A 24,493-nucleotide genomic window follows, 5' to 3' on the forward strand; every position below is an offset into this window, starting at 1 on the left:
ACTACGTCGCACGGCCTCGTGGCCCTCGCGTCGCGCACGACGGAAAGCAGCGCAACCATGAGCAATGTGAGGGGCAGAGGGCTACAGGCCAACGCCCTCGGCACGTTCGACACCGTCGTGATGGCGGTGGCGGGCAGCGCGCCGGCCTACTCGCTGGCCGCGACCACCGCGGTGCTGGTCGGCGCCGTGGGGCTGGCCAGTCCGGCCGCCCTGCTGTACTGCGCGATACCGATGCTGGGCATCGCGCTGGCGTTCAGCTATCTCGGCCGGATCGACGTGAACGCGGGAGCCAGCTACTCCTGGGTGGGGCGCACTCTCCACCCCTTTCTGGGCTTCATCAGCGGCTGGGCTCTGGTGATCTCGGCGACCATCTTCATGGTGGCCGGTTCACTGCCCGCCGGTTCGATGACGCTGGCCCTGTTCGACGACGGGCTCGCCGACAACACCGGGCTGTCCACGGCGGTGGGCGGGCTGTGGTTCGTGGTCATGGTGCTCGTGGTGCTCGGCGGTGCCCGGCTGACCGTGCGCGCCCAGCTCGTCATGTCCGGTGTGGAGCTGGCGATCCTGGCGTTCTTCGTGGTCCTCGCCCTCTTCCACAGCGGCAACGCCCTCGCCTTCGACTGGTCGTGGCTCGGGTTCAGCCACTTCGACGGCGTGGGGGGCTTCGCGTCCGGCGCGCTCATCGCCGCCTTCTACTACTGGGGCTGGGACGTCACCAGCAACCTGAGCGAGGAGACCCGCAACAGCCGTCGTACGACGGGACTCGCGGGCCTGATCGGCGTCGGCATCGTCTTCCTGCTGTTCGAGGCGTTCACCATCGCGGTGAACATCATCCTCTCCGCCAAGCAGATCGAGGCGAACGACGCCAACGTGCTCGCGGTCCTCGGGGACGAGATCTGGCCCGGCTGGGGCGGCAAACTGCTCATCGTGGCGGTGATGCTGTCCACCATCGCGACGCTGGAGACCACCCTCATCCAGGTCACCCGTTCGCTGTTCGCGATGGGCCGCGACCGTACGATGCCGTCGGCGCTGGGCCGGGTGCACGCCCGCTGGAACACCCCGTGGGTCGCGATCGTGGTCGTCGGCACGGTGGCGCTGGGCATGCTCATCGCCTCCAACGCCCTGGGCACGGTCGGCGACATCCTCACCGACGCCATATCGGCGATCGGTCTGCAGATCGCCGTGTACTACGGACTCGCCGGTCTCGCCGTGGTCGTCGCCTACCGCAGGACGCTGCTGACGTCGGTGTCCAACTTCGTCTTCGGCGGGCTGTGGCCGCTGCTGGGCGCCCTGTTCATGTTCTGGGTGTTCGTCGAGTCGCTGGGTGAGCTGAGCTCGGCCGCGATCACGATCGGCATCGGCGGCCTCGCGGTCGGCCTGATCCCGATGTTCTGGTACTGGCGGCAGGGCAGCGACTACTACCGGCCCGCGAAGCTGGACGCCTCCCGTGCCGTCGAGACGGACTACGTCCTCGATGAAGCCGCAGGCCCACGCACCCCGTTCTACGAGGGTCTGCCCACCGACTTCTGAGGGAGACCCCGATGGCGCGAGACCGTTTCGCTCCCCACTTCGACCCCGACTGTGGAGACACGGCGCTCACTTCGGCGCGCCACGACATCGTCATCGGCCGCTGGCAGGGACTGCGTGAACTGCTGTACACCACCGGCCCCGACTGGCCGTCCCGGGGCCACCGGGTGCGGCTGCTCGCCCAGGCCTGCGCGAGCAGTTCGTCGGTGGAGTCGTGGGTGGCCGCCGAGCCGCGTCGCGGGGACGCGCTGGTGCTGCGCGCGGCCACCGAGACGGCCCGGGCGTTCAGCCTGGCGATCGCCGCCGGCCGGGGCGCGCCGATCGACCAGCACCGCATAGACGGCGCGGTGCTGGCCTGCCTGCAGGCCGCGGAGGCCTATCCGGAGGACCCCACGCCGTGGGTCTCCCTGATCTCGGTGGCCCGGCTGTACCCGGCGGGTGTGCGGGTGCAGGAACTGGAGCGCTGGTGGGACGAGTTGCTCGGGCGTGACCCGTACAACGTCGAGGGCCACCTGCAGATCCTGCACTACTACTCGTCACGCTGGCACGGCACGCACGGCCTCATGTACGACTTCGCCCGCGACGCGGCGGGAGTGGCCCCGGCCGGCTCCGCGCTGCCGGTGCTGGTTCAGTACGCCCGGGTCGAGGAGTTCCGGTTCGCCCAGGACGCCGCGCAGGACGGGCGGGCGTCCGTGAGCCTCGCGCAGCACTGGAAGAACGACGGGGCCGTCAGTGACGTGTGGCGCACCTGGCAGGCCTGGATCGTGGGCCGGACGGAGAGCGAGGTGACGCCGGCTGAGTTGCGTGACGTCAACTACCTGACCCACGCGGCCTGTCACGCGGGGGTCCACGACGTCGCCTCCTCGTTGCTGCGGATGCTGGACCGACGCGCCACCCGGACCCCGTGGTCGTACACCGGCGACGCGGAGAAGCAACTGGTGAAGTGGCGCAAGGAGTTCCGACTGCGGGCCTGAGCCGCGTCCCCGGCTCAGGGGACCCGCGTCGTGGTGGGGTGGTGCTCCGTACCGTGCGGGCCGGACGGTACGGAGCACGGTGCGCGCAGGTCAGCAGGTGCGGCCGACGTAGTAGGCGCCGTCGATCTTGCTCGCGCCGCCCAGCCAGGTCGTGCCGGGCGCGACGCACCGCTCGTAGTCGGGCGCCCAGGCGACCTCCACCTTGATGACGACCCGTGAGCCGTCGGAGGTGCAGTGGTTGTAGTAGGCGTCGGATCCGGTCTCGTAGAAACCGCACGGGGCGGCGGCCGCCGGGCCCGCGGCGGTGGTCACCGCGCCCATCGTGGCGAGCACGAGGGCGGCCGAACCGAGGGCGCTGGTGACCATACGACGAACACGCAAGACGATCTCCTTGGGCAGGGGAGGCAGCGGGGCCGGAGCCCTGTTGCCGATCGGTGGATTTCCGCCCCAGGATCGTCGTTGCGCGGCCCACGATGTGATCATTCGCGGTGCCGTTCACCTGGCGAATCGTTCTGTCGCTAGGCCAATGGTGTGATCGTTTCCCGTTTTCCCGCGCCGGAGCTTTCCCCCTGTCGCGAGGCCGCTGTTCGGCCCACCCTGACCCACTCCTGCCGCGTCATGGAGCCACGGACGCGGCGCCGGGCCGGGCCCCTCTCGGGGGCGGTCGCGGGGAGGAGGGACGGAGCGGAGTCAGGGGCGGCCGTCCTCGGGAGGTGGATCCTTGCCGTCGGGTCCCACGGCCGCGTCCAGCAGCCTGGTGGCATCCTTGGGCGGCTACAAGCCGTGTGCGGTAAAAGCCCGTGGCAGATCTTCCCCACGAGTGGGGAAAGCCGCCTGTCACGGCCCGTGTCAGGGCGCCGCGTTCGGTCCGTCGGGCCGGTTGCCGCGCTGCTCGACCATGTCGCGGCTCAGCGCTTCCGTCTCCGGTTCGGGCAGCCGCTCGAAGCCGTCCTCGGTGATGACGGACACGATGGGGAAGATCCGGCGGTTCAGGTCCGGGCCGCCGGTGGCGGAGTCGTCGTCGGCCGCGTCGTACAGGGCCTGGAGCGCCGCCAGGGCGGCCTCGCGCCGGTCCATGCCCGGACGGAACAGTTTCTTCAAGGCGCCCCGGGCGTAGGGCGATCCGGAGCCCTCGGCGTGGAAGTCGGTCTTCTCGTACAGCCCGCCGGCGACATCGAAGCTGAAGATGCGGCCCTCGCGGCCCTCGGGTGCCGCGGCGTCGTAGCCGGTGAGCAGCGGTACGACGGCGAGGCCCTGCATGGCCTGGCCGAGGTTCTGCCGGATCATGCCGGCCAGGCGGCGCGCCTTGCCGTCGAGCGTCATGGCGACGCCCTCGATCTTCTCGAAGTGCGTCAGCTCGACCTGGTAGAGCTTCACCAGGTCCAGCGCGAGTCCGACGGTGCCGGCGAAGGCGACGGCCGTGTGGTCGTCGGCGGGGTGCACCTTCTCCAGGTCGCGCTGGGCGATCAGGTTGCCCATGGTCGCCCGTCGGTCCCCGGCGATCAGCACCCCGTCCCGGAAGGTGAGGGCGAGGATGGTGGTGCCGTGCGGGACCCGGTCGGGTGCGGCGGCCACACCGTCCGGCAGGACACGGCGGGTGCTCAGGAGTTCGGGGCGGTGTGCGGCCAGGAAATCGGTGAACGACGACGTCCCCGGGGTCAAGAACTCCTCCGGTAAGCGTCCGCCGTCCTCGTTCCATGTCATGGCCGTCCCCCCTCGTCTCGTCCGTGCACCGACAACGTGAGTCCTACCAGGTGTGTGCGGACCGGAAACGCCGGTGCGCCGCACAGCGCCTCGCGCCGGACGTCACCGGTGCCCGCCATCGGCCGGGGGCGGCGCGAGGCGCAGGTCGGGGCCCGGGGAGCGGCGGGCTTTCCAGTCGTGGGCGTACGGCGGTGGGGTGCCGCCGGGCCGGACGAGGGTGGCGGTCGGGATACGGCGGGCGGTGCGCAGGATGTCCGCCTCGGTGCTGTTGGCGTTGGGGCCGCTGGTCGCCGCCGATGAGCAGCCGGTGTAGTAGGCGACGGGGAGGGCCTCGTGTCCGGTGAGCAGGCAGGGCGGACGGATGCCCAGGCGGTGCAGTTCGTCGGCGGTGCGGGCCCAGACACGGCGGTCGGCGCCGGTGCGGTCCACGGTGCGCTCCAGGACGGCGTACTGCACCGCCAGGTGTCCTGCCAGCCCCAAGGCGACCACGGCGGCGGCCACCGGGCGCCATCGGCCGTTCGGCCCGGTGACCAGGTGGACAAGCGCGTCGGCGACGGGGATCGCGAGCAGGGCGTAGGCGGGCAGCAGGAAACGCGGGGCGGCGTAACCGATCATGAACAGGTACGGCACGGCGGCGGTCGCGGCGCAGGCCAGCGGCACCAGGGTGGGTCCGGTGCGCCGGGCCCGCACCGCGATCACCAGTCCGACGACGGCGAGCAGCGGGAGGACGAACCACCAGGCCATCACCGCCGGGTGGGGCAGCGGGCCGCTGCAGGGACGGCACAGGCCCCGTCCGCCCAGGCTGCGTAACTGGTCGTCGACGGCGAAGTACAGGCCGAGGCCGCCCTGTATGTCGGAGCCGTCGGACAGCCGCCGGCCCAGGCCCCCGTAGCTGACGTACGCCTCGATCACCCACTCCCCCGCGCCCGCGGCGAGCCCGCCGAGGAGCGCGAGCGCGGGGCGCCACAGGCGGTCCGCCGCCACCAGGGCGAGGAGCGGCAGCGTGACCCATACGGCGTCGGTCGGCCGCATCCACGCCATGAGCGTGGCGCCCGCCGCGACGCCCCACAGGGCGCGCCGGTCGAGGCGGTCCGTGCGGGCGCGCAGGAAGCAGCCGACGGTGATCAGGGCGCCGAGGGCCACCCACAGGTTGGGCATGGCCGTCGGGCCGTAGTACAGGGTCACCCACAGGCTGGCGAAGAGCGCCCCGGCCAGGGCCAGGACCCGGGTCCTGAACAGTCCGCGCCAGACCCGCAGCGCCAGGTAGAGGCCGAGGCCGGACAGCAGCGCGAGGTAGACGCGCAGCAGTTCGGTGGAGGTCGACCAGGACGCGATCGGCGCCACCAGCAGGGATATGCCCCGGGCGCGCGGTGCGCTGAAGTAGGACGCCGGGGCCTGGGCGCCGACCTGGCTGACGTACACCGTCTCGTCCCAGCCGAGGCCCAGTCCTGGGCGGACGAGGAGCAGTTGGGCGAGGGTGAAGGCGCCGGCGACGGCCGCGAGTAACCGGCTGTCACGCCTGCGCCAGAACGCGCCGGGCACGGTCGCCGGGTCGCCTCGTCTCACACCGACGAGCATGGCGTTCGTGCCGTGCGTCATCGTCCACCCTCACTCCTACGTCTCGTAGGATGTCCAGGCCTCGCAGCCCGTCGAGCCGAAGGCAGGTTCGAACAAATGTTGAAATACACGGCTAAACTAACCCGCGGCGCATGGATGTGCAGGGTCGTATTCGGCCAGGTGCCTGACGCCTCGTCCGGAAGTCGTCGGCCCTAGGGGGTGCGCGGTCCGCGGCGCCCGCCCCAGGGTTCAGCGCCGGACGTCGGGGCGGCGGTGCGGAGGCTGCTCCGGGGCCGGGCGGGGCTTGTGGGCCGGGATCGCGCGGACCACGGGGCCGTCGCCGTTCACGGTCAGGGCGCCACCGTGGTGGCGGATCGTCAGGGGCTCACCGGACAGCAGGGTGTACGTGGCCTTGTCCGGACCGATCTCCACGCGCAGCCGCCTGCCGAGTATCTGCAGGCTGAAGGCGAGACGGCTGAGCCGGTCCGGCAGGCGCGGGGTGAACCTGAGTGACGTGCCGTCCCGGCGCAGGCCGCCGAAACCGGCGACCAGGGCCGTCCAGGTGCCGGCCAGGGACGCGACGTGCAGTCCGTCCTGGGTGTTCTGTTCCAGGTCGGCGAGGTCCATCAGCGCCGCCTCGGCGGTGTAGTCGTAGGCGAGGCCGAGATGTCCGGCCTGGGCGGCGACGACGGCCTGACAGCACGCCGAGAGCGAGGAGTCCCGTACGGTCAGCGGCTCGTAGTAGGCGAAGTTGCGGGCGATCTGCTCCTCGTCGCAGTACTTCTCGAAGAAGCCGCTGCACATGTACATCGCCAGCACCAGGTCCGCCTGTTTGACGACCTGCTTGCGGTAGAGGTCGAAGTAGGGGAAGTGCAGCAGCAGCGGGTACTGGTCGGCGCTCGTGCCGGCGAAGTCCCAGCGCTGGTAGCGGGTGAAGCCGGCGTGCTGTTCGTGGACGCCGAGTTCGTCGTTGTAGGGGACGTGCACGGCCTCGGCGGCGTCCCGCCAGGTGGCGCTCTCCTCGTCGTCGACGCCGAGAGCGGCGGCCTGTTCGGGGTGGCGTTCGCAGACGTCGGCGGCGGCCAGCAGGTTCGCCCTGGCCATCAGGTTGGTGTACAGGTTGTCGTCGGCCACCGCGCTGTACTCGTCGGGGCCGGTGACACCGTCGATGTGGAAGACGCCGTGGTGGTCGTGATGGCCGAGCGAGCGCCACAACCGCGCGGTCTCCACCAGGAGTTCGACGCCGGTGTCACGTTCGAAGCCGGTGTCGCCGGTGGCCTCCGTGTAGCGCACCACCGCGTCCGCGATGGCGGCGTTGACGTGGAAGGCGGCCGTACCGGCTGGCCAGTACGCGGACCCTTCCGAGCCCTCGATGGTCCGCCAGGGGAACGCGGCGCCACCGAGGCCGAGTTGGGCCGCGCGTTCCCGGGCGGCCGGCAGCGTCTGCTGCCGCCAGCGCAACGCCTCGGCGACGGAGTCGGGGGCGGTGTAGGTGAGCAGGGGCAGGACGAAGGTCTCGGTGTCCCAGAAGGCGTGGCCGTCGTAGCCGGATCCGGTCAGTCCCTTGGCGGGGATGGCCCGTTGCTCGGCGCGGGCGCCGGCCTGGAGCACGTGGAAGAGGGCGAAGCGGACGGCCTGCTGGATCTCCTCGTCGCCGTCGACCTCGACGTCGGCACGGGCCCAGAAGTCGTCGAGGTACTCCCGTTGTTCGTCCAGCAGGCCCTGCCAGCCGCCGTGCGCCGCCGCTGCCAGCGCCGCCTCGACCTGGTCGCTCATCGCGGGCCGGGAACGCACCGCGGACCAGCCGTGGGCGACGGCCTTCTCGACCCGCAGCCGCTGTCCGGGTTCCAGGACGGAGGTGACGGTCAGCCGGGACACGTCCACGTTGCTCTCGCTGCTGGTCGTGGTCCGCTCGGGTCCGTCGATGACGTGGTCGGCGGCCACGGCGACCCGGAAGCCGCTGCGGCGGGTGCGGTGCACCAGGCGCAGCCGGGAGCCGGAGGCGAAGTCCTCCTCCGGCTCCAGCGGCGACTTCAGGGCGCGGGCGGCACGCGGGTCGCCGTTCGGCTCGGGCAGGCTCTCGTTGGCGACGAGTTCCGACTGGATGACCACCCGGGTGCGGCTGTCGACGGGCTCCACCTCGTACGCCACCGCGGCGATCGCCCGCTGGGTGAGGGAGACGAGCCGCGTCGAGCGCACCCGGACCCGGGAACCGGCCGGCGAGACCCATTCGCAGGTCCGCTCCAGCACGCCCCGGCGCAGGTCCAGGGTGCGCTCGTGGCTCACGAGGCGGCCGTAGCGGAGGTCGAACGGCTCGTCGTCGACCAGCAGCCGCAGCACCTTGCCGTTGGTGACGTTGATGACGGTCTGCCCGGACTCGGGGTAGCCGTAGCCGGCCTCGGCGTAGGGCAGCGGGTGCAGTTCGTGCACGCCGTTGAGGTAGGAGCCGGGCAGGCCGTGCGGTTCGCCCTCGTCGAGGTTGCCGCGCCAGCCGACATGGCCGTTGGACAGCGCGAACACGGACTCGCTCTGGGCGAGCACGTCGAGGTTGAGGTCGGTCTCGCGGACCGCCCAGGGCTCGACGGTGTAGGACCGGTTGCTGATCACGCGTTGCCCCCCAGTTCGGCGAGGTCCTTGACGACGACGTCCGCGCCGTGCGCGTACAGGGCATCGGTCTGTCCGACCCGGTCGACACCGACGACGTATCCGAAGTGGCCGGATCGGCCCGCGTCCATGCCGGCCTGGGCGTCCTCGAAGACGGCGGAGTGCGCGGCGTCCACGCCCAGGTCCCGCGCGGCGGCCAGGAAAGTGTCGGGGCGCGGTTTGCCCGGCAGCGCGCGCTCGGCGGCGACGACTCCGTCGATGCGTACGTCGAAGAGGCCCTCGGCGTCGATCGCGCGCAGGACGTCGCGGCAGTTGGCGCTGGAGGAGACGATCGCGGTGCGCAGGCCCCGGGCGCGCGCCGCGGCGATGTAACGCAGGGTGCCGTCGTAGGCCTCCACGCCGTCGGTGCGGATCTTCTCCAGGACCCGTTCGTTCTTGCGGTTGCCGAGTCCGTGGACCGTCGGGGCGCTCGGCGGGTCGTCCGGCCGGCCCTCGGGCAACTCGATGTCGCGGGAGGCGAGGAAGGCGCGGACGCCGTCGGCGCGGGGGCGGCCGTCGACGTACTCGTCGTAGTCGCTGTCGTCGAAAGGCCGGAAATGTTCGCCGTCGCGTTCGCGCAGGAACGCGTCGAACATCTCCTTCCAGGCGGCGGCGTGCACGACGGCCGTCCTCGTGACCACGCCGTCGAGGTCGAAGAGGCAGGCCAGGATGTCTTCGGGAAGTCCGAGCTCCGTCATACAAAACCCGGTTCCCCGCTGGACCGCATCCAGTGGGTGGCGCACGCCACAAGGGGTGCCTTCACGACAGGTGTCCCCCGCTCTTTGACACACTCGGCTCTGTGCCGCTGACCTTCGAAGACCTCCTCGCGCGGGCCCGGGCCCTCCCCCGCCTGGGCCACCGTGCCCTGCTCGGCATCGCGGGCAGCCCCGGCGCGGGCAAGTCGACGCTGGCCGAGCAGCTGGTGCGTACGCTCAACGGCGAGGGGGAGCCGTGGGTGGCGCACGTCCCGATGGACGGTTTCCACCTCGCCGACGTCGAGCTGGACCGGCTCGGGCGACGGGACCGCAAGGGCGCGCCCGACACCTTCGACGCGGCCGGGTACGCGGCGTTGTTGCGGCGGCTGCGTGAGGAGCGGGACGAGGGCGGTGAGGTCGTGTACGCGCCCGGGTTCGAACGAGTGCTGGAGCAGCCCCTCGCGGGGGCGATCGCGGTGCCGCCGACGGCCCGGCTGGTGGTGACCGAGGGGAACTATCTGCTCCTCGACACCGGCGCGTGGTCCCGGGTCCGGGCGCAACTGGACGAGGTGTGGTTCTGCGCGCCGGACGAGGACGAGCGGGTTCGGCGGCTGGTGGCCCGGCACGAGGAGTTCGGCAAGAGCCACCAGGAGGCGGTGGCCTGGGTGCTGCGCTCGGACGAGCGCAACGCGCGGCTGGTCGCGGCGACCCGTGAGCGGGCGGACCTGGTGGTGCGCGACCTCGTTGGGTGGCCGGATCGGCATGGGCGCCCCCGTACTGGCGGTGAACCGGGGCCAGTTGGAACGGACACCGGCTGCTGAGCGGGGGGATTACCGCTACTCCACGGCGTGATTCTTGGCAGGTGCGGACCGGCGGGCGTGCAGTGCCACGGTCAGGGTGTGCGGGCCATGTCCACCGATGTAGACGCGGTTCCCGGTCGTCGCATCGGTGCCGCCCACAACGGTGTAGTCCTGACCCGGGTCGTACCGCAGTACATCGCCCCGGTCCGGCCCGACGAGCGGTTCGCCTGCCTCGACGCCCGCCTCGACCCGGATCTCGTCGTCCCCGACCCGGTAGGTCATCGGTCCGTTCGCCAGGCACCAGCGTCCGTCGCCGATCGGTACGGCGCCCTCCGGCACGCCGCCCGGCCGGAAGGTCAGCTCGAGCGCCCAGGGCACCCGTGGCCCGCTGATGTCGATCCGCAGGTCGGCACCGTCTTCCCGCAGGTCCACCTCGACGCGGGTCGTGTGCGAGACCTCGTCCCGAGGCCGGTCCGCGAAGGCCATCGCGGCCGAGAAGCGACCCTCGTCCGCCATCCGGTAGTCGCCGCCGTCCCGTCGCCCGTCCGGCGGGAGCGGCTGGTAGTAGGCGGCCGTGAGGGTTTCGGTGAGCCGGTACCGGCTGTCGGACAGTTGTCGCATGCCGGCGGCGCGGAACGGGCCCAGGTCGAAGAAGCCCCGCGAGAGACGGACCGCGTCGAGGACGGCGTCGCCGGCGAACAGGCGCAGGAAGGTGGGATTGCAGGCGAGGCCCGAGCGGATGCGCCGGTGCTCGGGCACGTCGGAGCCGCCGGACACCACCGTGTGCGCGGTGGTCGAGGCATGTGCGGCGAGACGCGCGGTGGTGAGGTACCGGGCGCGGGGCAGCGTCTCCGCGGCCGGTGCCGGCAGCGTGCGGCACAGGTCCGGGGTGAGCAGGGTCTCGGCGAGCAGGTCGGGGTCGTCGATGCCGCCGGCGGCCGCCAGCCGCGCCGCCCGGCTGAAGTCGCCCCGGCCGGTGCGGACCGCCATCAGCCGGTAGTGCGGCAGGAAGGGCGCCAGCGGGAACGGGTCGTTCTGGTCCTGCCGTCGCGAGTGGACGGTCTCCACCGTGCCGTCCGGCCTGATGAGGTCCAGGGTGGTGGCGAGATTGCGTTCGACGGCGTCCCGCAGGTCGGCACGGCCGAGCACGTCGGCCAGCAGCAGCAGTGAAGGGTTGGACACGTGGGCCGCGTAGTTGGCGCTGCGTTCCGAGTACAGACCCTCCGCGTCGATGTCGACGCCCTCGGAGAGCCACTCCTCGACGCGGTGGAGCAGCCGGTCGTCGGGGAACGACCGGTGCAGCCGGGCCAGCGCCGCGCACAGCTCCCAACGGTGGTTCGGGGTGTGCACCCCACCGGTCAGGAGACTGTCCGAGGAGGCGCGGGCGATCTCGGCGAGCGTGGCCGTGACGTCGCGCAGTTCCGGCCCCGCACCAGCGGCGAGGGCGTGCGCGTCGCACACGTCGTTGACGGTGAACGCGGAGTCCGGCGGCGACTGCACGTTGTCGCCGCCGGCGAAGAGGCCGGTGGTGGTCTGCGCGGCCCGCAGTGCGCGGAGGTGGGTCGTCGCGGCGGCGACGGCCTGCCCGCTGCCGTGCAGGGCGGAGTCCGGGGAGCGGTATGCCGCGACCAGGGTCTTCACCCGCCGCGCCAGACCACGGTGCGGTACACCGGCGGGTTCCTCGTCGGGGTCGGCCGTGAGCGGGACGGCCAGCCGGTCGGCGGCGCGGGCCACCGACCGGACGAACTCGTGGTCGAGCTGGGTGTGCAAGATCAGTCCTTGAGTCCGGCGTTGATGTCGGCGCCCATGACGTAGCGCTGGAATACCAGGAAGATGGCGATCAGCGGGATCATCGAGATGACCGAGGCGCCCAGCAGTACCGACCAGTTGATGTTCTGCGCGCCGACGATGCTCTGGATGCCGATCTGCACGGTGAACTTGTTGGGGTCGTTCAGCATCAGCAGCGGCCAGATGTAGTCGTTCCACCGCCACTGGAAGGACAGGATGGCGAGGGTCAGCATGATGGGCCTGGAGAGCGGCACCATGATCCGCGCGAAGATCGCCAGTTCGCGGGCGCCGTCGATGCGGGCGGCTTCCACGAGTTCGTCGGGAACCGTCAGGAAGAACTGGCGGAACATGAAGCATCCGGTCGCGGTGAGCACGGCCGGGAGGATGATGCCGGCGAAGGAGTTGTAGAGGCCGAGGTTGCGGACCACCAGGAACTCCGGGGCGAGCATGACCTCGCCCGGCAGCATCGTGGTGGCAAGGATGCAGAGGAAGAACGCCTTGAGCCATCTGTTGTCGTACTTGGCCAGCGCGTACCCGGTGCAGCAGCTGACACCCACCGTGAGGATCGTCGTGATCACGCACACGATGGCCGTGTTGATGAAGTACTGGGAGAAGTTCGCGCTGTCCCAGGCCGCCTCGAATCCAGACAGGGTGGGGTTGTGCGGGACCAGCGTCAGCGGATAGGAGAACAGGTCGCTGGCAGGCTTGAAGGAGCTGAGGACGAACCACAGCACCGGAATCCCGTACAAGCACGCCATGATCCACAGCAGTGTCGTCGCGGACACCGCCTGCCGCAGCCCACCGGTGGCCGTCTTACGGGGCCGCTTTTTGGAGACTCGCCGTCCGGAGCCGACGTCGGCCGGGCGCGGGATGTCAGTGGTTGTCATCGGTTCTCCACCCGCCGGTTGACGATCAGCTGGATGATCGCGACGGCCATCAGGATGAGCATGAGCACGAACGACGCGGCGCTCGCGTAGCCGATCTGGCCCCGTTTGAAGCCGGTCTCGTAGATGTACTGGACCATCAGGTTGTTCGACGTTCCGGGTCCGCCGTTGTTGAGGGCGACGAACACCGGGTATTCCTTCATCGAGTTGATCGTGTTGAGCAGGATGACGATGAACGAGGTGGGCGCGATGCTCGGCAGGGTGATGCTGAAGAACTGGCGCCAGGGGCCGGCGCCGTCGAGCGAGGCGGCCTCGTAGTACGACACCGGTACGTTCTTGATCGCCGCGATGAACAGCAGCATCGTGAAACCCGTCCAGGCCCAGGCCGCCGCCATCACCACCACGAGCAACGAGAGGTCCGCGTTGGACTGCCAGGGAACGGCGTCTGCGCCGAACTTCTCGATGACGTAGTTGACCAGTCCGAAGTTCTCGCCGAACATCCACCGCCACAGGACACCCACGACGATGGGCGACAGCAGCCACGGGATGAAGAAGATGACACGGGCGACCGACGAGCCCTTGGCGTGCTTGCTCACCACCAGGTTGGCGGCGAGCAGCGAGACGGCGAAGTTCAGCGGGACGAAGAGGACGGTGTACAGCAGGGTCCGGGACAGCGCGTCGTAGAACGTGGAGTCCCCGAACAGGTTGTGGTAGTTGTCCAGCCCGACCCACTGGAACACCCCCACGCCCGTGTAGTTCGTGAAGGAGTAGACGAGCCCGATCACCGCCGGCCAGACGAAGAACAGCGCGAAGAGCACGACATTGGCCGCGATCAGGACGAGCGGCGCAAGGGTGTACTTACTGCGTCTCCTGGGCGGGCTCGCGGACACGTCCGAGGCGCTTTTTGTCATCTTCCTGACTCCGTGCTGGTGGAATGGGTTCCTCTGGGCTCACGCCATGAGCCCGGCGTCACATGGGCGCCGGGGCCGGGCGACGGTGTATCGACTCCGCCGCCCGGGCCCACTGGCCCACGCTCAGCCGCCGACCTGCTGGTTGTAGATGGACACGATGTTGTCCAGGGCCTTACCGACCGACTGCTGGCCGTTGATCGCCTTGCCGAGCTCCGCCTTGGTCGGGTCGTCGGGGAGGCTCTTGCCCTTCAGCACCCACTTCGTCTGCGCGCTGTTGAAGTAGCCGGAGATCGGGGCGTAGAGCGGGATCTCCTCGTTGTACAGCTTGAACGCCGCCTGTGCCGCCTCGGAGGTGAAGGGGTACTTCGGGTTCAGATCGTTCTCGACCGGCAGGAACCCGGACGTCTCACACAGCTCGCGGTAGTGGTCCGGCTCGTACAGCCAGGACAGGAACTTCGTCGCGGCCTTGGCCGCGTCGCCGTTGTTGTTGAAGCCCACCGTCATGCCGCCGCTGTTGACGTCGCTGGCCTGGACCGGCTGGGCGGGTGTCGGGACGCTCGCCCACTCGAACTTCTTGATGCTGTCCGCGAAGGCGGGCACCTGCCACACGCCGGACCAGTAGGCGACCACGTCACCGCTCTGGAACATGGCCGACGGGTCGGCGCCGCTGGTCCACACCGACTTCGGCATGGTCTTGTTGTCGTTCCACCCGACGAAGGTGTTCACGGCCTTCTTGGTCGCGCTGTCCACCGAGAACTTGCCGGAGGAGTCCGCGTGGACGTACTTCCCGCCCATCTCGTACACCATGGCGCGCAGGCGGGACGGGGACTGGTCGAAGGTCAGGGAGTACTTGGCCTTGGTCTTCTCCCGGACCTCGTTCGCCGCCTTGATGAAGTCGTCCCAGGTCCAGGTCTTCTGGGGCGAGGTCGGGAAGGAGACGCCGGCCTTCTTGAACAACGACTTGTTGATGAACATGCCGGACGCGGTGACGTCCGAGGGGATGGACAGCACCTTCCCGGACGAGTCCTTCGCGAGGAAGTTGGGGTTGATGTTGTTGCTCTTCTTGTTGGCGATGGAGCTGAGGTCGATCAGCTTGTTCGACCAGATCGGGTCCAGCGCCGGCACGGCCGCCACGTCGGGCAGGGAGTTCGCCTGCGCGGCGTTGTGCAGCTTGGTCGAGTAGCCGTCGTAGGGGATGTTGACGAGCTTGACGGAGACGCCGGTCTCCTTCTTGTACTGCGCCACCATCTTCTTCCAGCCCGCGTCCTGCCCCGGAACCGTGGAGATCCAGAACGTCAGCGACTTGGAGGTTCCGCCGGAGTCGGACCCCCCGCAGGCGGAGAGCAGAAGGGCCCCTGCCGTGGCCACGGCAGCGACGGGAACCAGGCGGCGTATGCCGCCGCGGCCGAGTCGGCGGGAGCGCCGCACACCCACACTGGTCATGTTCGATCCTTTGTCGTCGTAGGGGACGGAGCACGGCGCCAGCCGAGGCGGCACGGGTGCGTTGTGCAGGAAGGTTCGCTTTCCGGGGGCACGGCCTCGCCCGGCCGCATCGCCTCTGCGGGTGGCATCCCCGGCCCTCACGGCCGTGGCCTCGCGAACACGCCCTCGCGTGGCTGCCGTACCTCACGTACGGTCGGGACGCTCACCCCAAGCCGGTGTCCCGACCGACTTAGAAAGCGCTTGTCCGGACATTGGCAGACCGAGTCGGAGGCCGTCAATCCTTAGTCCGCGCGGCTTCGGTCACGGTTTGGACTCCCCGGGCGACCGCGAGCCGGGCGGCACCCACCACCGTGCCCAGGTCACCGACCGTGCTGCTGACCACCTCGGTGGGCCAGCTCAGCCGTGACAGTTCGGCCCGCACACCGGGCAGGAGCTGCGGATCCGCGCCGGTGCTGCCGCCCAGCACGACCAGCCCCGGGTCGAGCACGGCGGTCACCGCGGCGGCCAGGCGACCCACGTCCACGGCGTGCCGGTCGACAACGGCACGGGCCGCGGCACGGCCCTCCCCGGCCAGCGCGAAGAGCCGCTCGGCGGTACTGGGGCACGGGCCGTCGGCGTCCTGCCAGGCCTCGGCCGTCCGTCGCAGGAGCGAGCGGGCGCCGATGTAGTCCTCCAGCGCCTCCTGGCGCGGTTCACGGCCGTCGTCCCACGGGTAGGGCAGCCGGGCCAGCTCACCGGCCGCGCCGTTGGCTCCGCGCAGCACCCGGCCGCCGACCACGATGCCGAGGCCGATGCCGACGCCGATCCGCAGGTAGCCGAAGGTGTCACGGCCGCGGGCGGCGCCCTCGTGCAGTTCCGCGAGCGCGGCGCAGTTGACGTTGTTCTCGAGGTGGACGGGTACGCCCGGCGGCAGCGCGACGGCCATGGCGTCGAACACGGGGCCCGCCTTGGCGGTCGCCGGACGCACGCCGGTCCCCCGCTCCTGCGGCGCGGTGACATCACCGACGGCGACCACGATGGTGCGCAGCGGGGCACCTTCGGGCAGCGCGTCCAGGGCCTGGCGCACCACGTCGGCGGCGTCCTGGCGGGAGCCGGTGGCCTGGGCGAGCAGGGTGCCGTCCAGGGCGCAGCCGCGTACCCGGGTGAAGGCGGGGCCGAGGTCGACGGCGAGGACGGCCCCGGCGGCCGGGCCCAGGCGGTATACGGCGGCGGAACGGCCGGTGCCGCTGGAGGCGGTGCCGGAGTGGGCGGCGAGCTGGGCGTTCTCCAGCTCCGCGACGGCGGAGGACACCGTCGGCTTGGACAGACCCGCCAGGGTCGCGAGCTGCGGCCGGGTCGCGGTGCCCGCGCCGGCCAGCACGGCGAACACCGCGCTCGCGCTCTCGGTCAGGCGAGGGGCTCTCGCCACGTCGTGTTCCACAGTTCTCCCACACGGGTCATGGGCCGCGCTCCCGGTGCGATCGTGTTCCGGGACGCGGCGACGGGATGCCCTGGCGTCCACGGCCCCCACCCCGCCGCGGCCCGTTGAGGGGCACTGCGGGGCTCAGCGCGGGACACCTCTTGACACGAACTGTACTTCGTTAGTTAACTTCCTAACGAACGTCACGGTACTCGCCTGCCGTGCCCGTCAGAAGCCCGTCCCGGGGCTTCCCTAGTTCAGCAACTCCCCATGTCCCAGGCACGGTTCGCCCGCCGTCGCAGCCCAGCGCAACGACGAAAGAGGAGCCGTGCCGGACGCTCTTCCCTCCTGCCCTCTCGTGGTCGGTATCGACGTGGGCGGCACCAAGACACACCTTCGCGCCTTCGCGGGGGACGACCTGGTCGCCGACCATGTCCGCCCGAGCAGTGGCTGGCGGCCGCACGACCCCGTGGCCGCGGCCGCCTGGATCGCGGCGCTGGTCGCCGGGGCACTGCCGACGGGCGCGCGCCCGTCCGCCGTCGCCGTGGGCGGCCACGCCTGTGAGACGCCACGGCAGTGCCGGCAGATACGCACCGCGCTGCACCTGCACTTCGACGCGCCCGCGCTCGTCATGGGCGACGCCGAACTCCTGGTACCCGCCGCAGGGCTCGAGCGGGGTGTCGGCCTGGTCGCCGGCACCGGTTCCGTCGCGGTCGGCCGCCTCGCCGACGACACCTGGGTCCAGGTCGGCGGCTGGGGCGCGGTGCTCGGGGACGAGGGCGGCTCGGCGGGTCTCGTGCGTGAGGCCGTACGGTCCGTCTGGGCGGCCCACGACCGTGGCGAGAGCCCCGACGAGCTCGCCGAGTGCCTCATCGCCGCGTTCGGTGTCGACGAGGTGCCGGCACTCGGCGCCGCCCTGGAGCGGGCCACCGACGTGTCCGCCGAGTGGGGCCGGCACGCACCCGTGGTCTTCACCGCCGCCGAGGCGGGTTCCTCCCTCGCCCGTGCGGTGATCACCGAGGGCGGCCGTTGCCTGGCCGCGCTCATCCGACGACTCGCCGACCGCGGAGTCCTGGTCGAGGACGTGGTGGTCGCCGGCAGCACCGTGCTCGCCCAACCCGCCCTGTACGAAGCCTTCGTGACCTCCCTGGCCGAGAGTGTGCCCGGGGCCCGTCCGCGGCCCCTGGACGCGTCGCCGGTCGACGGAGCGGTGGCGATGGCCCGTTCACTCGTATGACATGTGGCGGACGCCGGATCCCCCCTGATCCGACACGACTCGCCCGTAGATCTTCGCTCACCGGACTCGGGAAAGCGCGTTCGACGCGTACGTCACGTGCCGCACCATGAGTCACGTTCGACCGCTCCACCTCCTTCCGCGGCCGCAGGGCCGAAGAACTCAAGAGAGGCAGACGTATGCCGTCATCAGCCGGGCACCGCTCCCCCTCGTCGGTCCGTCAACCCGCCGTGAACCGCAGGGGGTTCCTCAAAACCTCCCTGGGTGCCTCGGCCGGTGTGCTGGCCGCGCCCACCCTCGTGACCTGGCTGGCCGCCGCGGACGCGAAGGCCGCGACCGGCGCCGTCGCGTTCGTGGACGACTACCGGACCAACGTCATGGCGAACCTGACGCCCGAGACCAACGCCGTGGTCCGCGTCCTCGGCGGCATGGCCGACGTGTGGAAGACCGGCGGCGCCTGGAACACCGGCACGCCGCTGATGCCGGAGGTGCTGCGGGCCAACATGCGCTACTGCGCCCGGCTCACCTCGGCGCGCACCGAGGCGCAGGCCAAGGAGGCGTTCCTCTACGACCGCCAGCACCAGAGTTACGCGATGATCGCGGGCCTGGGGCCGCTGGCCGACCTGTACCGGACGGGCGCCAAGGCGGTCACGTCGATCACCGGCGCGCCCGACGGCACACCGCCCACCAAGATCGACGACGCGGTACCGGCGGGCGCCCCGGCCGGGTCCGCGCTCGGCGCGGGCTCGCACGACTCGGCGCTCGGCAAGGTGGCCGAACTGGTCGACACGGTGCGTGGCCCGTTCGCCTCCGGCAACCCCGGCAAGTACGCCTTCCAGTACCCGCGTCCGTGGCGCATGAACGAGGACAGCGAGGTCGTCGACACCGGCAGGACCGACGCGCTCGGCTACCCCGTCTACGACTCCGAGGTGATCGTGGCGACGCAGCTGCTGCGTCAGCGCAGCACCTCTCCGGTGGACGACGGCGGCTTCCCCAGCGGCCACACCAACGCCTTCCACCTGGCGGCGCTGGCCTACGCGTACGCGGTGCCGGAGCGCTTCCAGGAACTGGTGACGCGCGCCTTCGAGTTGAGCCACACCCGGATCATGTCGGGCATGCACTCGACGGTCGACGTACTGGGCGGCCGGATCATGGCCACCGCCCTGGCCGCCGCCACCCTGGCCGACCCGGCGAACGCGGACCTCAAGGCCGCGGCACGCGCCCAGGCCCTGGCGTACTTCCAGCAGGAGACCGGCACGACGGCGGACACGTTGTACGCGTACGCCCACTCGGACGGCTCCGATGCGTACGCCGACCGGGACACCAACGCCCGTGCGGTCAAGCCCCGGTTGACGTATGTGCTCACCAGGCGTGGCGAGGACAAGTCGCTGACCGTGCCGAAGGGCGCGGAGGTGCTGCTGGAGACGCGGCTGCCGTACCTGACCGCGGCCCAGCGGCGTGCGGTGCTGCGCAGCACCGCGCTGCCCTCCGGGTACGTCCTGTTGGACGGTTTCGAGCAGTGGGGCAGGCTGAACCTGTTCGCCGCGGCCGACGGTTACGGCTCCTTCGAGTCCGACGTGAGCGTCACGCTCGACGCGGCGGCCGGCGGCTTCCAGGCCGCGGACAGCTGGCGCAACGACATCGACGGGCCGGGCGGGCTGACCAAGCGCGGCACCGGCGCGCTGACCCTGACGGGGCACAACCGGTACACGGGCGGCACCGTGCTGGCGGACGGTGTCCTCGTCGCGGGGTCGGCGCACGCGCTGGGCCACGGCGACGTGCGGGTGCAGGGCGGCACTCTCCGGCTCGGCAAGTCGCTGCAGGTCCACGGCACCTACACCCAGGAGTCCGGCACGCTGGAGGTGACCCTGCGCTCGGGCCAGGAGCCGGTCCTGGAGGTGACGCGGCGGGCGGTGCTGGGCCGGGGCAGCACGCTGGTGCTGCGACTGGACGCCGACCGGCCGCCGGCCGCGGGCCGTACGGTCCGGGTGCTCGGTGCCCCGGTGCTGCGTGGGCAGTTCGACCGCGTCGAGTTGAACTCGGAGCGCCTGCGGGCCGTACCCGTGTACACGGCGGAAGGTCTGTCGGTACGACTCCTGAAGCGGTGACGCCCCGGGTGGCGGGAGCTGGTGCAGAGTAGGCGCATGACACGCCGCTCGATGGCTCCCGCCACCGCCCGCCCGGCGTCGCCGCGGGGCGGATGATGGCGCGCGTGACGCACACGGTCCTGGACCCGAGGACGGCTGTCGACGGGTCCGGCGACCGGTCTCCGGGGCGGCCCGGCAGGCGGTGGCTGGTGCCGTTCCTGGTGGTGCTGCTGCTGGGCCAGATGGCCGTCGCGATGGTGACGACCGCCGTGCAGCAGACCCCGACCATCGACGAACCGGTGTACGTCGGCACCGCCGCCGAGTACCTGCACGAACACCGCCTGCGCCACAACCCGGAGCATCCGCCGCTCGGCAAGCTGGTCATCGCCGTCGGTGTGGCGCTCGCCGACCCGCACGTCGATCCGTCCTTCACCGGCAATCAGAGCCTGCTCGGACAGCGTCTGTTGTACGAGTCCGGCAACGACCCCTGGCGGCTGATGCTGTGGGCCCGCCTCCCGGTGATCGTGCTGACCCTGCTGTTCGGTCTGGTCGTCCTCGCCTTCGCCCGCGAACTCGCCGGTCCGGTGGCCGGGTTGGTCGCTCTCGCCCTCTACGCCTTCTCCCCCGACGTCGTCGCGCACGGTTCGCTGGCCACCCTGGACGTCCCGGCGGCCGGGTTCCTGCTGACGTCGGTGTGGCTGCTGTGGCGTGCGCGTCGACGTCCCCGGCTGTTCCTGCCGCTCGCCGGGGTGGCGCTCGGCGCTGCCCTGGCCACCAAGATGAGCACGCTGGCGGCGATTCCGGTGCTGCTGGTCCTGGCCGGGGTGTCGGTGTGGTCCTCTCCGGCGGGCCGGTCCCCGGACCGTCGCCGGGCGCTGCTGAGGGCGGCCGTGGGCGCTGCCGTGGTGGCGCTGGTCGCGGTCGCCGTGGTCTGGGCGACGTACCTGGCCGTCGATCCGCGGCTGCGCTGGTCGCCCGTCCAGTACGTGCCCTCGGTGCACGGGAAGCGGGGGCTGCTGGTCGAGTTGATGCCGTTCCCGGAGTCGTACCGGGACGGGATGCGCATCCAGTTCGGTCTGGAGAACCATCCGTGGGAGGGCTTCCTCTTCGGCAGGGTGTACACCGGGGCCCTCTGGTACTACCTGCCGGCCGCGCTGCTGGTGAAGACCCCGATCGGCCTGCTGGCCCTGTGGGCCGCCGGCGCCGTCGTGGTGTGCATGGTGCCCCGGCTGCGGCCCGCGGCGCCGTACCTGCTGGTGCCCTCGGCTCTGCTGCTGGCCACGGCCATGGAGGGGGCCCGCGACTTCGGCACCCGTTACGTCGTCTTCCTGCCGATGTTCCTGGCGGTGGCCGCGGGTTGTGTGGTCGCCGTGCGGTGGCGGTGGGCGCCGGCCGTGACGGGGGCGCTGGTGCTGTTCGTCGCGGTGAGCTCACTGCGGACGTACCCCTACTATCTGCCGTACTCCAACGAGGCGTTCGGTGGTCCGGCGAAGACCCGGCTGCACCTGCACGACTCCAACGTCGACTGGGGTCAGGACCTGGGCCGGCTCGCCGACCGGCTGCACGAACGGTACCGGGGCGAGCGGATCTGGCTCGTGTACAAGGGCAGTGGTGTGCCGTCGTACTACGGCATCGACGCGGCCGATCCACGGGGGGTGCCCGTGCGTACGGTGCGCGGGCTGCTGGTCGTGTCCGACTCCTCGGCCGCCAAGGCGACCGGCAGGCTGGCCGAGTTGATCGACAGCAGTCGCCCGATCGACGAGGTCGGTCACTCGATCACGATCTACCGGCGGTGATCCGCTTCTCCGGGGGTGATCCGCTTCTCCCGAGGTGGTCCGCTTCTAGTGCGTCACATGCTTCTAGTGCGTCACATGCTGGAATCCCTCGGCGCTCACGTGGGTCATCACCCTGCTGGCCACGTGGTAGCGGCCGTTGGGCACGGCCGAGGACCTCGTGATGTGCACGGTGAGCGGGCCGGCCCATTCGTAGCCCTTCTGCTCCGCGTGCCGCATCAGGGCGTCGGTGAGCTCCTGGCCGACGCTGGTGCCCCGGCGGGTGATCTCGTCGTGCACGCCGTCGGCGAGTTCGACGTCGTAGGCGTTGGGGACCACCACCCGGGATTCGCTGCAGACGACCACGTTGCGGTCGCACTCGGCCCGCAACGCGTCGAGGAGTTCGACGGGGTCCTTGTCGGCGACCCGCGCCCACAGCGCCTCCCACCGGCTTTCCAGGGCCTGTTCCAGCGCGCTGATCGCGCTCATTCGCTCCTCCTTGAAGTCGCCCGGTGCCGCTCCTTGATGTCGACCGGTCCGCCAGGCGGGTTCCCGACGTGCACGCGTGTATCCGTCCTTCTCGCCGCGGCCGGATGACGCCGCGCAAGCCCTGGTCACCAGGGTGGGTGGGCTATGTTGAACGTCCGTGGGAGACAAAGGAGGCGCACCGGTGCCATCGCCGCAGCAGGCACGCGCACAGTCATCCTCGATCACCTCCGGAAAGACCGCACCGGAGGCGGAGGCCTCCCCGACGTCCCAGCTCAGGGCGCTCTTCGACCGGCCCCGGCTGTCCCCCGGGCAGCGGCGGATCGCCCAGTACCTGATCGAGCACATCACCGAGGCCGCCTTCCTGTCGATCACCGATCTCGCGGAGCGCGTCGGCGTCAGCCAGCCCTCGGTGACCCGGTTCGCCGCGGCCGTCGGCTTCAGCGGATACCCCGCGCTGCGGGAGAAGCTCCAGGCGATCGCGCTCGGCACCCTCGCCGGCGGGCCCGCGGCGGCGGAGGAGAACGGGAGCAACGAACTCCAGGCGGCCGTCGACGCCGAGATCGAGAACCTGGAGAACCTGCGGCGGGACTTCGTCGATCCCGACCAGGTGATCGGTGTGGGCCGCGAGTTGTCCCGGTCGACCCCCCTGACGGTGCTGGGGCTGCGCATCTCGGCGTCCCTGGCCGAGTACTTCGCGTACGCGGCGCGCCGTGTCCACCCCGACGTACGGCTGGTGACACGGGGCGGCAGCGTCGCCTACGACGCGCTGCTCCAGTCGCGGGAGGCCGGCGGCACCTGGGTGCTGGCGTTCTCCATGCCCCGGCACGCCCAGGAGACCCTGACCGCGGTACGCGTCGCGCGCAGCGCCGGGTTGCAGGTCGCGCTGATCACCGACCTGGCTCTCGGGCCGGTGGCCGACGAGGCGGACGCCGTGTTCGCCGTCGGCACGGGCTCCCGTCTGGTCTTCGACTCCTACGCGGCCCCGGGTGTGATGGCCGCCGCGCTGCTCCAGGCGATGACCGACGCCGACCCGGAGCGCACGCAGGCTCGGCTGGAGGAGTACGAGCAGATCTCCGATCAGCACCAGTTCTTCCTCCGGGACTGACCACCACGTCCGGACACCTCGCCGATCAGAGCACCCCGCCAATCAGGGCAGATCGGAACATCAAGGGTCTTCTGCGACATATTACGTATGAATGTTTTCATACGCCTTGCAAAGCGAACGGCATATATAAATACTGCTCACGGATCGTGCCCCGGCCCGCACCGGGACCCGTTCCACACCGACGGACACCCGAAGCCGCCGTCTCCTACCCGCGTCGGCGCCGAGGATGTCCGGGCCGGGCATCGCCTGCGCGAACGCCCGTTCGCGGCCCCGGCCATCCCCTAGGCCGGGGCCGCCCACCCGTCGGACCACCCGCACGACGCCGCACACCCGGAAGCGATGACCATGCCCCTGACCTCCACGCGGACGACCACCCGCACCGGCCCGGACTGGCCGTGCCAGGTCAAGGCCCCCGGCAGTTACGACTGGGAGCGCTCGGCCGCCAAGTGGCTGCGCGAGTTGGTACCGGCCCGCTATGCCAGCTACCCGGCGCTGATCCGGCACCCGGTGCTGCTCGCCCGGCACGCGCAGATCCAGGTGCAGCACGAGGTCCGCGTCGCCCGCACCGCCCTGCAGACGGCCCGGGCCGATCTGCCCGCGCTGGGCCTGCCGGAGTCGGTCATCGAGCACACCATCAAGCTCTACGCGGCGGAGGTCCGGCAACTGCAGCACATCGCCCGCAGCGTCCGTGTGGTCGCGCAGGCCCTGGTCGACCACACGCACGGTCGCTGAGGGCCAGGCCTGGACGCCTTGCTCGGGCCCGGGGCGGCATGACGAACCGGTCAGGTGGCACCCGTGGTGAACATGAGCACCACTGAAGCACGGCGCGGCGAGCCGATCACCACGGTCCTCACCTGGCAGGTGCGCCCGGGCCACGAGCACGAGTTCGAGGAGTGGACGCACCAGATCGCCGACTGCGCCAGACGGTTCCCGGGCAACGAGGGCGTCTCGTGGCTGCGCCCCGAGGACGGTCACCGCTATCACGCCGTGCTGCGCTGGTCGGATCCCAGTCGGCTCGCGGCCTGGCTGGAGTCGGACGAGCGCGGCACCTGGCACCAGCGGATCGAGGGCATCGCCACGGAGATCGGCAGCGAGCGCCAGTCGACGACCGGAATGGAGGCCTGGTTCAGTCTGCCGGGCACCACCGTGCAGGCCCCGCCCCGCTGGAAGATGGTGCTCACCACGTTCCTCGGTGCCTATCCCTTCACTTTGCTGATCCAGTGGCTGGTGACTCCCGTCTCCGCCGGCTGGCCGCTGCCGCTGCGCGCCGCCGTGTTCCCGCTGGTGCTGCTGCCCGTCCTGACGTACCTGGTGATGCCGGGGCTCAGCCGCCTGCTGCGGTTGTGGCTGTACCCCCCGCCGGACCGCTGACGTCGTGGGCGGGCAGACAGACAGGTCGGCGGGCGGCGACCGGTCTCACCGGTCTCTCCGGTACATGCGATCTCCATGCACAAGCAGGCGATTCAAGCGGGCCTCGTGTG

The 24,493-nt window shown here is 71.0% G+C and carries 20 protein-coding genes; 9 read left to right on the plus strand and 11 right to left on the minus strand.

Going from position 1 to position 24,493, the window contains the following annotated elements:
* The first annotated feature begins 57 nt into the window (after positions 1-57).
* Positions 58-1,530, plus strand: a complete 1,473-nt coding sequence (locus tag ABZ027_RS24850) for an APC family permease (protein WP_356771915.1) — start codon at positions 58-60, stop codon at positions 1,528-1,530.
* Positions 1,531-1,541: 11 nt separating this feature from the next.
* Complete coding sequence (locus tag ABZ027_RS24855) at positions 1,542-2,501, plus strand: hypothetical protein (RefSeq protein ID WP_356771917.1); 960 nt, start codon at positions 1,542-1,544, stop codon at positions 2,499-2,501.
* Between the two features lie 90 nt (positions 2,502-2,591).
* On the opposite strand, the gene ABZ027_RS24860 is transcribed toward ABZ027_RS24855, so the two are convergent.
* The 5 genes from ABZ027_RS24860 to ABZ027_RS24880 all read right to left on the minus strand — a co-directional run bounded on the left by ABZ027_RS24860 (position 2,592) and on the right by ABZ027_RS24880 (position 9,103).
* On the minus strand, positions 2,592-2,882 hold the full coding sequence (locus ABZ027_RS24860; protein ID WP_356771919.1) for a DUF6355 family natural product biosynthesis protein: 291 nt from the start codon (positions 2,880-2,882) through the stop codon (positions 2,592-2,594).
* A 468-nt stretch (positions 2,883-3,350) separates the two neighbouring features.
* Positions 3,351-4,205: a proteasome subunit beta gene (prcB, locus tag ABZ027_RS24865; RefSeq protein ID WP_356771921.1), complete on the minus strand. Its 855-nt coding sequence runs from the start codon at positions 4,203-4,205 to the stop codon at positions 3,351-3,353.
* A gap of 102 nt (positions 4,206-4,307) precedes the next feature.
* The gene (locus ABZ027_RS24870) at positions 4,308-5,804 is read right to left on the minus strand and encodes a hypothetical protein (protein ID WP_356771923.1); all 1,497 of its coding nucleotides are present in this window, start codon (positions 5,802-5,804) and stop codon (positions 4,308-4,310) included.
* Positions 5,805-6,011: 207 nt separating this feature from the next.
* Entirely contained in the window at positions 6,012-8,369 is a 2,358-nt protein-coding gene (locus tag ABZ027_RS24875) for a glycosyl hydrolase family 65 protein (RefSeq protein ID WP_356771925.1), read from the minus strand.
* Positions 8,366-9,103 carry a beta-phosphoglucomutase family hydrolase gene (locus ABZ027_RS24880; RefSeq protein ID WP_356771927.1) on the minus strand — a complete coding sequence of 246 codons (738 nt, stop codon included), beginning with the start codon at positions 9,101-9,103 and terminating at the stop codon, positions 8,366-8,368. The genes ABZ027_RS24875 and ABZ027_RS24880 overlap by 4 nt, the downstream gene beginning before the upstream one ends.
* Before the next feature lie 101 nt (positions 9,104-9,204).
* Here ABZ027_RS24880 and ABZ027_RS24885 point away from each other — a divergent pair, with 101 nt between their 5' ends.
* A complete protein-coding gene (locus tag ABZ027_RS24885; RefSeq protein WP_356771929.1) occupies positions 9,205-9,921 on the plus strand; it encodes a nucleoside/nucleotide kinase family protein in 717 nt (238 codons plus the stop codon).
* Positions 9,922-9,936: 15 nt separating this feature from the next.
* Here ABZ027_RS24885 and ABZ027_RS24890 read toward each other — a convergent pair whose 3' ends face one another.
* The 5 genes from ABZ027_RS24890 to ABZ027_RS24910 form a co-directional block, all read right to left on the minus strand.
* The gene (locus ABZ027_RS24890; RefSeq protein ID WP_356771931.1) at positions 9,937-11,670 is read right to left on the minus strand and encodes a hypothetical protein; all 1,734 of its coding nucleotides are present in this window, start codon (positions 11,668-11,670) and stop codon (positions 9,937-9,939) included.
* A gap of 2 nt (positions 11,671-11,672) precedes the next feature.
* A complete protein-coding gene (locus ABZ027_RS24895) occupies positions 11,673-12,575 on the minus strand; it encodes a carbohydrate ABC transporter permease (protein WP_356771933.1) in 903 nt (300 codons plus the stop codon).
* Positions 12,572-13,483, minus strand: a complete 912-nt coding sequence (locus ABZ027_RS24900) for a sugar ABC transporter permease (RefSeq protein WP_356771935.1) — start codon at positions 13,481-13,483, stop codon at positions 12,572-12,574. The genes ABZ027_RS24895 and ABZ027_RS24900 overlap by 4 nt, the downstream gene beginning before the upstream one ends.
* 123 nt (positions 13,484-13,606) lie before the next feature.
* Positions 13,607-14,926, minus strand: a complete 1,320-nt coding sequence (locus tag ABZ027_RS24905; protein WP_356771938.1) for a sugar ABC transporter substrate-binding protein — start codon at positions 14,924-14,926, stop codon at positions 13,607-13,609.
* Between the two features lie 274 nt (positions 14,927-15,200).
* Positions 15,201-16,334 carry an ROK family transcriptional regulator gene (locus ABZ027_RS24910; RefSeq protein ID WP_356771940.1) on the minus strand — a complete coding sequence of 378 codons (1,134 nt, stop codon included), beginning with the start codon at positions 16,332-16,334 and terminating at the stop codon, positions 15,201-15,203.
* 319 nt (positions 16,335-16,653) lie between these two features.
* Here ABZ027_RS24910 and ABZ027_RS24915 point away from each other — a divergent pair, with 319 nt between their 5' ends.
* The 3 genes from ABZ027_RS24915 (at position 16,654) to ABZ027_RS24925 (ending at position 21,442) form a co-directional block, all read left to right on the plus strand.
* The gene (locus ABZ027_RS24915) at positions 16,654-17,562 is read left to right on the plus strand and encodes a BadF/BadG/BcrA/BcrD ATPase family protein (protein WP_356771942.1); all 909 of its coding nucleotides are present in this window, start codon (positions 16,654-16,656) and stop codon (positions 17,560-17,562) included.
* A gap of 176 nt (positions 17,563-17,738) precedes the next feature.
* A complete protein-coding gene (locus ABZ027_RS24920; protein ID WP_356771944.1) occupies positions 17,739-19,667 on the plus strand; it encodes a phosphatase PAP2 family protein in 1,929 nt (642 codons plus the stop codon).
* Positions 19,668-19,759: 92 nt separating this feature from the next.
* Positions 19,760-21,442 carry a phospholipid carrier-dependent glycosyltransferase gene (locus ABZ027_RS24925; RefSeq protein ID WP_356771946.1) on the plus strand — a complete coding sequence of 561 codons (1,683 nt, stop codon included), beginning with the start codon at positions 19,760-19,762 and terminating at the stop codon, positions 21,440-21,442.
* A gap of 63 nt (positions 21,443-21,505) precedes the next feature.
* Here ABZ027_RS24925 and ABZ027_RS24930 read toward each other — a convergent pair whose 3' ends face one another.
* Entirely contained in the window at positions 21,506-21,907 is a 402-nt protein-coding gene (locus tag ABZ027_RS24930) for a DUF3662 domain-containing protein (RefSeq protein WP_356771948.1), read from the minus strand.
* Positions 21,908-22,088: 181 nt separating this feature from the next.
* Between ABZ027_RS24930 and ABZ027_RS24935 the strand changes: the two genes are divergently transcribed.
* The 3 genes from ABZ027_RS24935 (at position 22,089) to ABZ027_RS24945 (ending at position 24,383) form a co-directional block, all read left to right on the plus strand.
* Entirely contained in the window at positions 22,089-23,012 is a 924-nt protein-coding gene (locus tag ABZ027_RS24935) for a MurR/RpiR family transcriptional regulator (RefSeq protein ID WP_356771950.1), read from the plus strand.
* A gap of 339 nt (positions 23,013-23,351) precedes the next feature.
* Complete coding sequence (locus tag ABZ027_RS24940; protein ID WP_356771952.1) at positions 23,352-23,744, plus strand: hypothetical protein; 393 nt, start codon at positions 23,352-23,354, stop codon at positions 23,742-23,744.
* Positions 23,745-23,816: 72 nt separating this feature from the next.
* A complete protein-coding gene (locus ABZ027_RS24945) occupies positions 23,817-24,383 on the plus strand; it encodes an antibiotic biosynthesis monooxygenase (protein ID WP_356771954.1) in 567 nt (188 codons plus the stop codon).
* Positions 24,384-24,493 lie beyond the last annotated feature (110 nt).

This window comes from Streptomyces sp. NPDC006332, from assembly GCF_040612855.1.
GTDB lineage: Bacteria > Actinomycetota > Actinomycetes > Streptomycetales > Streptomycetaceae > Streptomyces.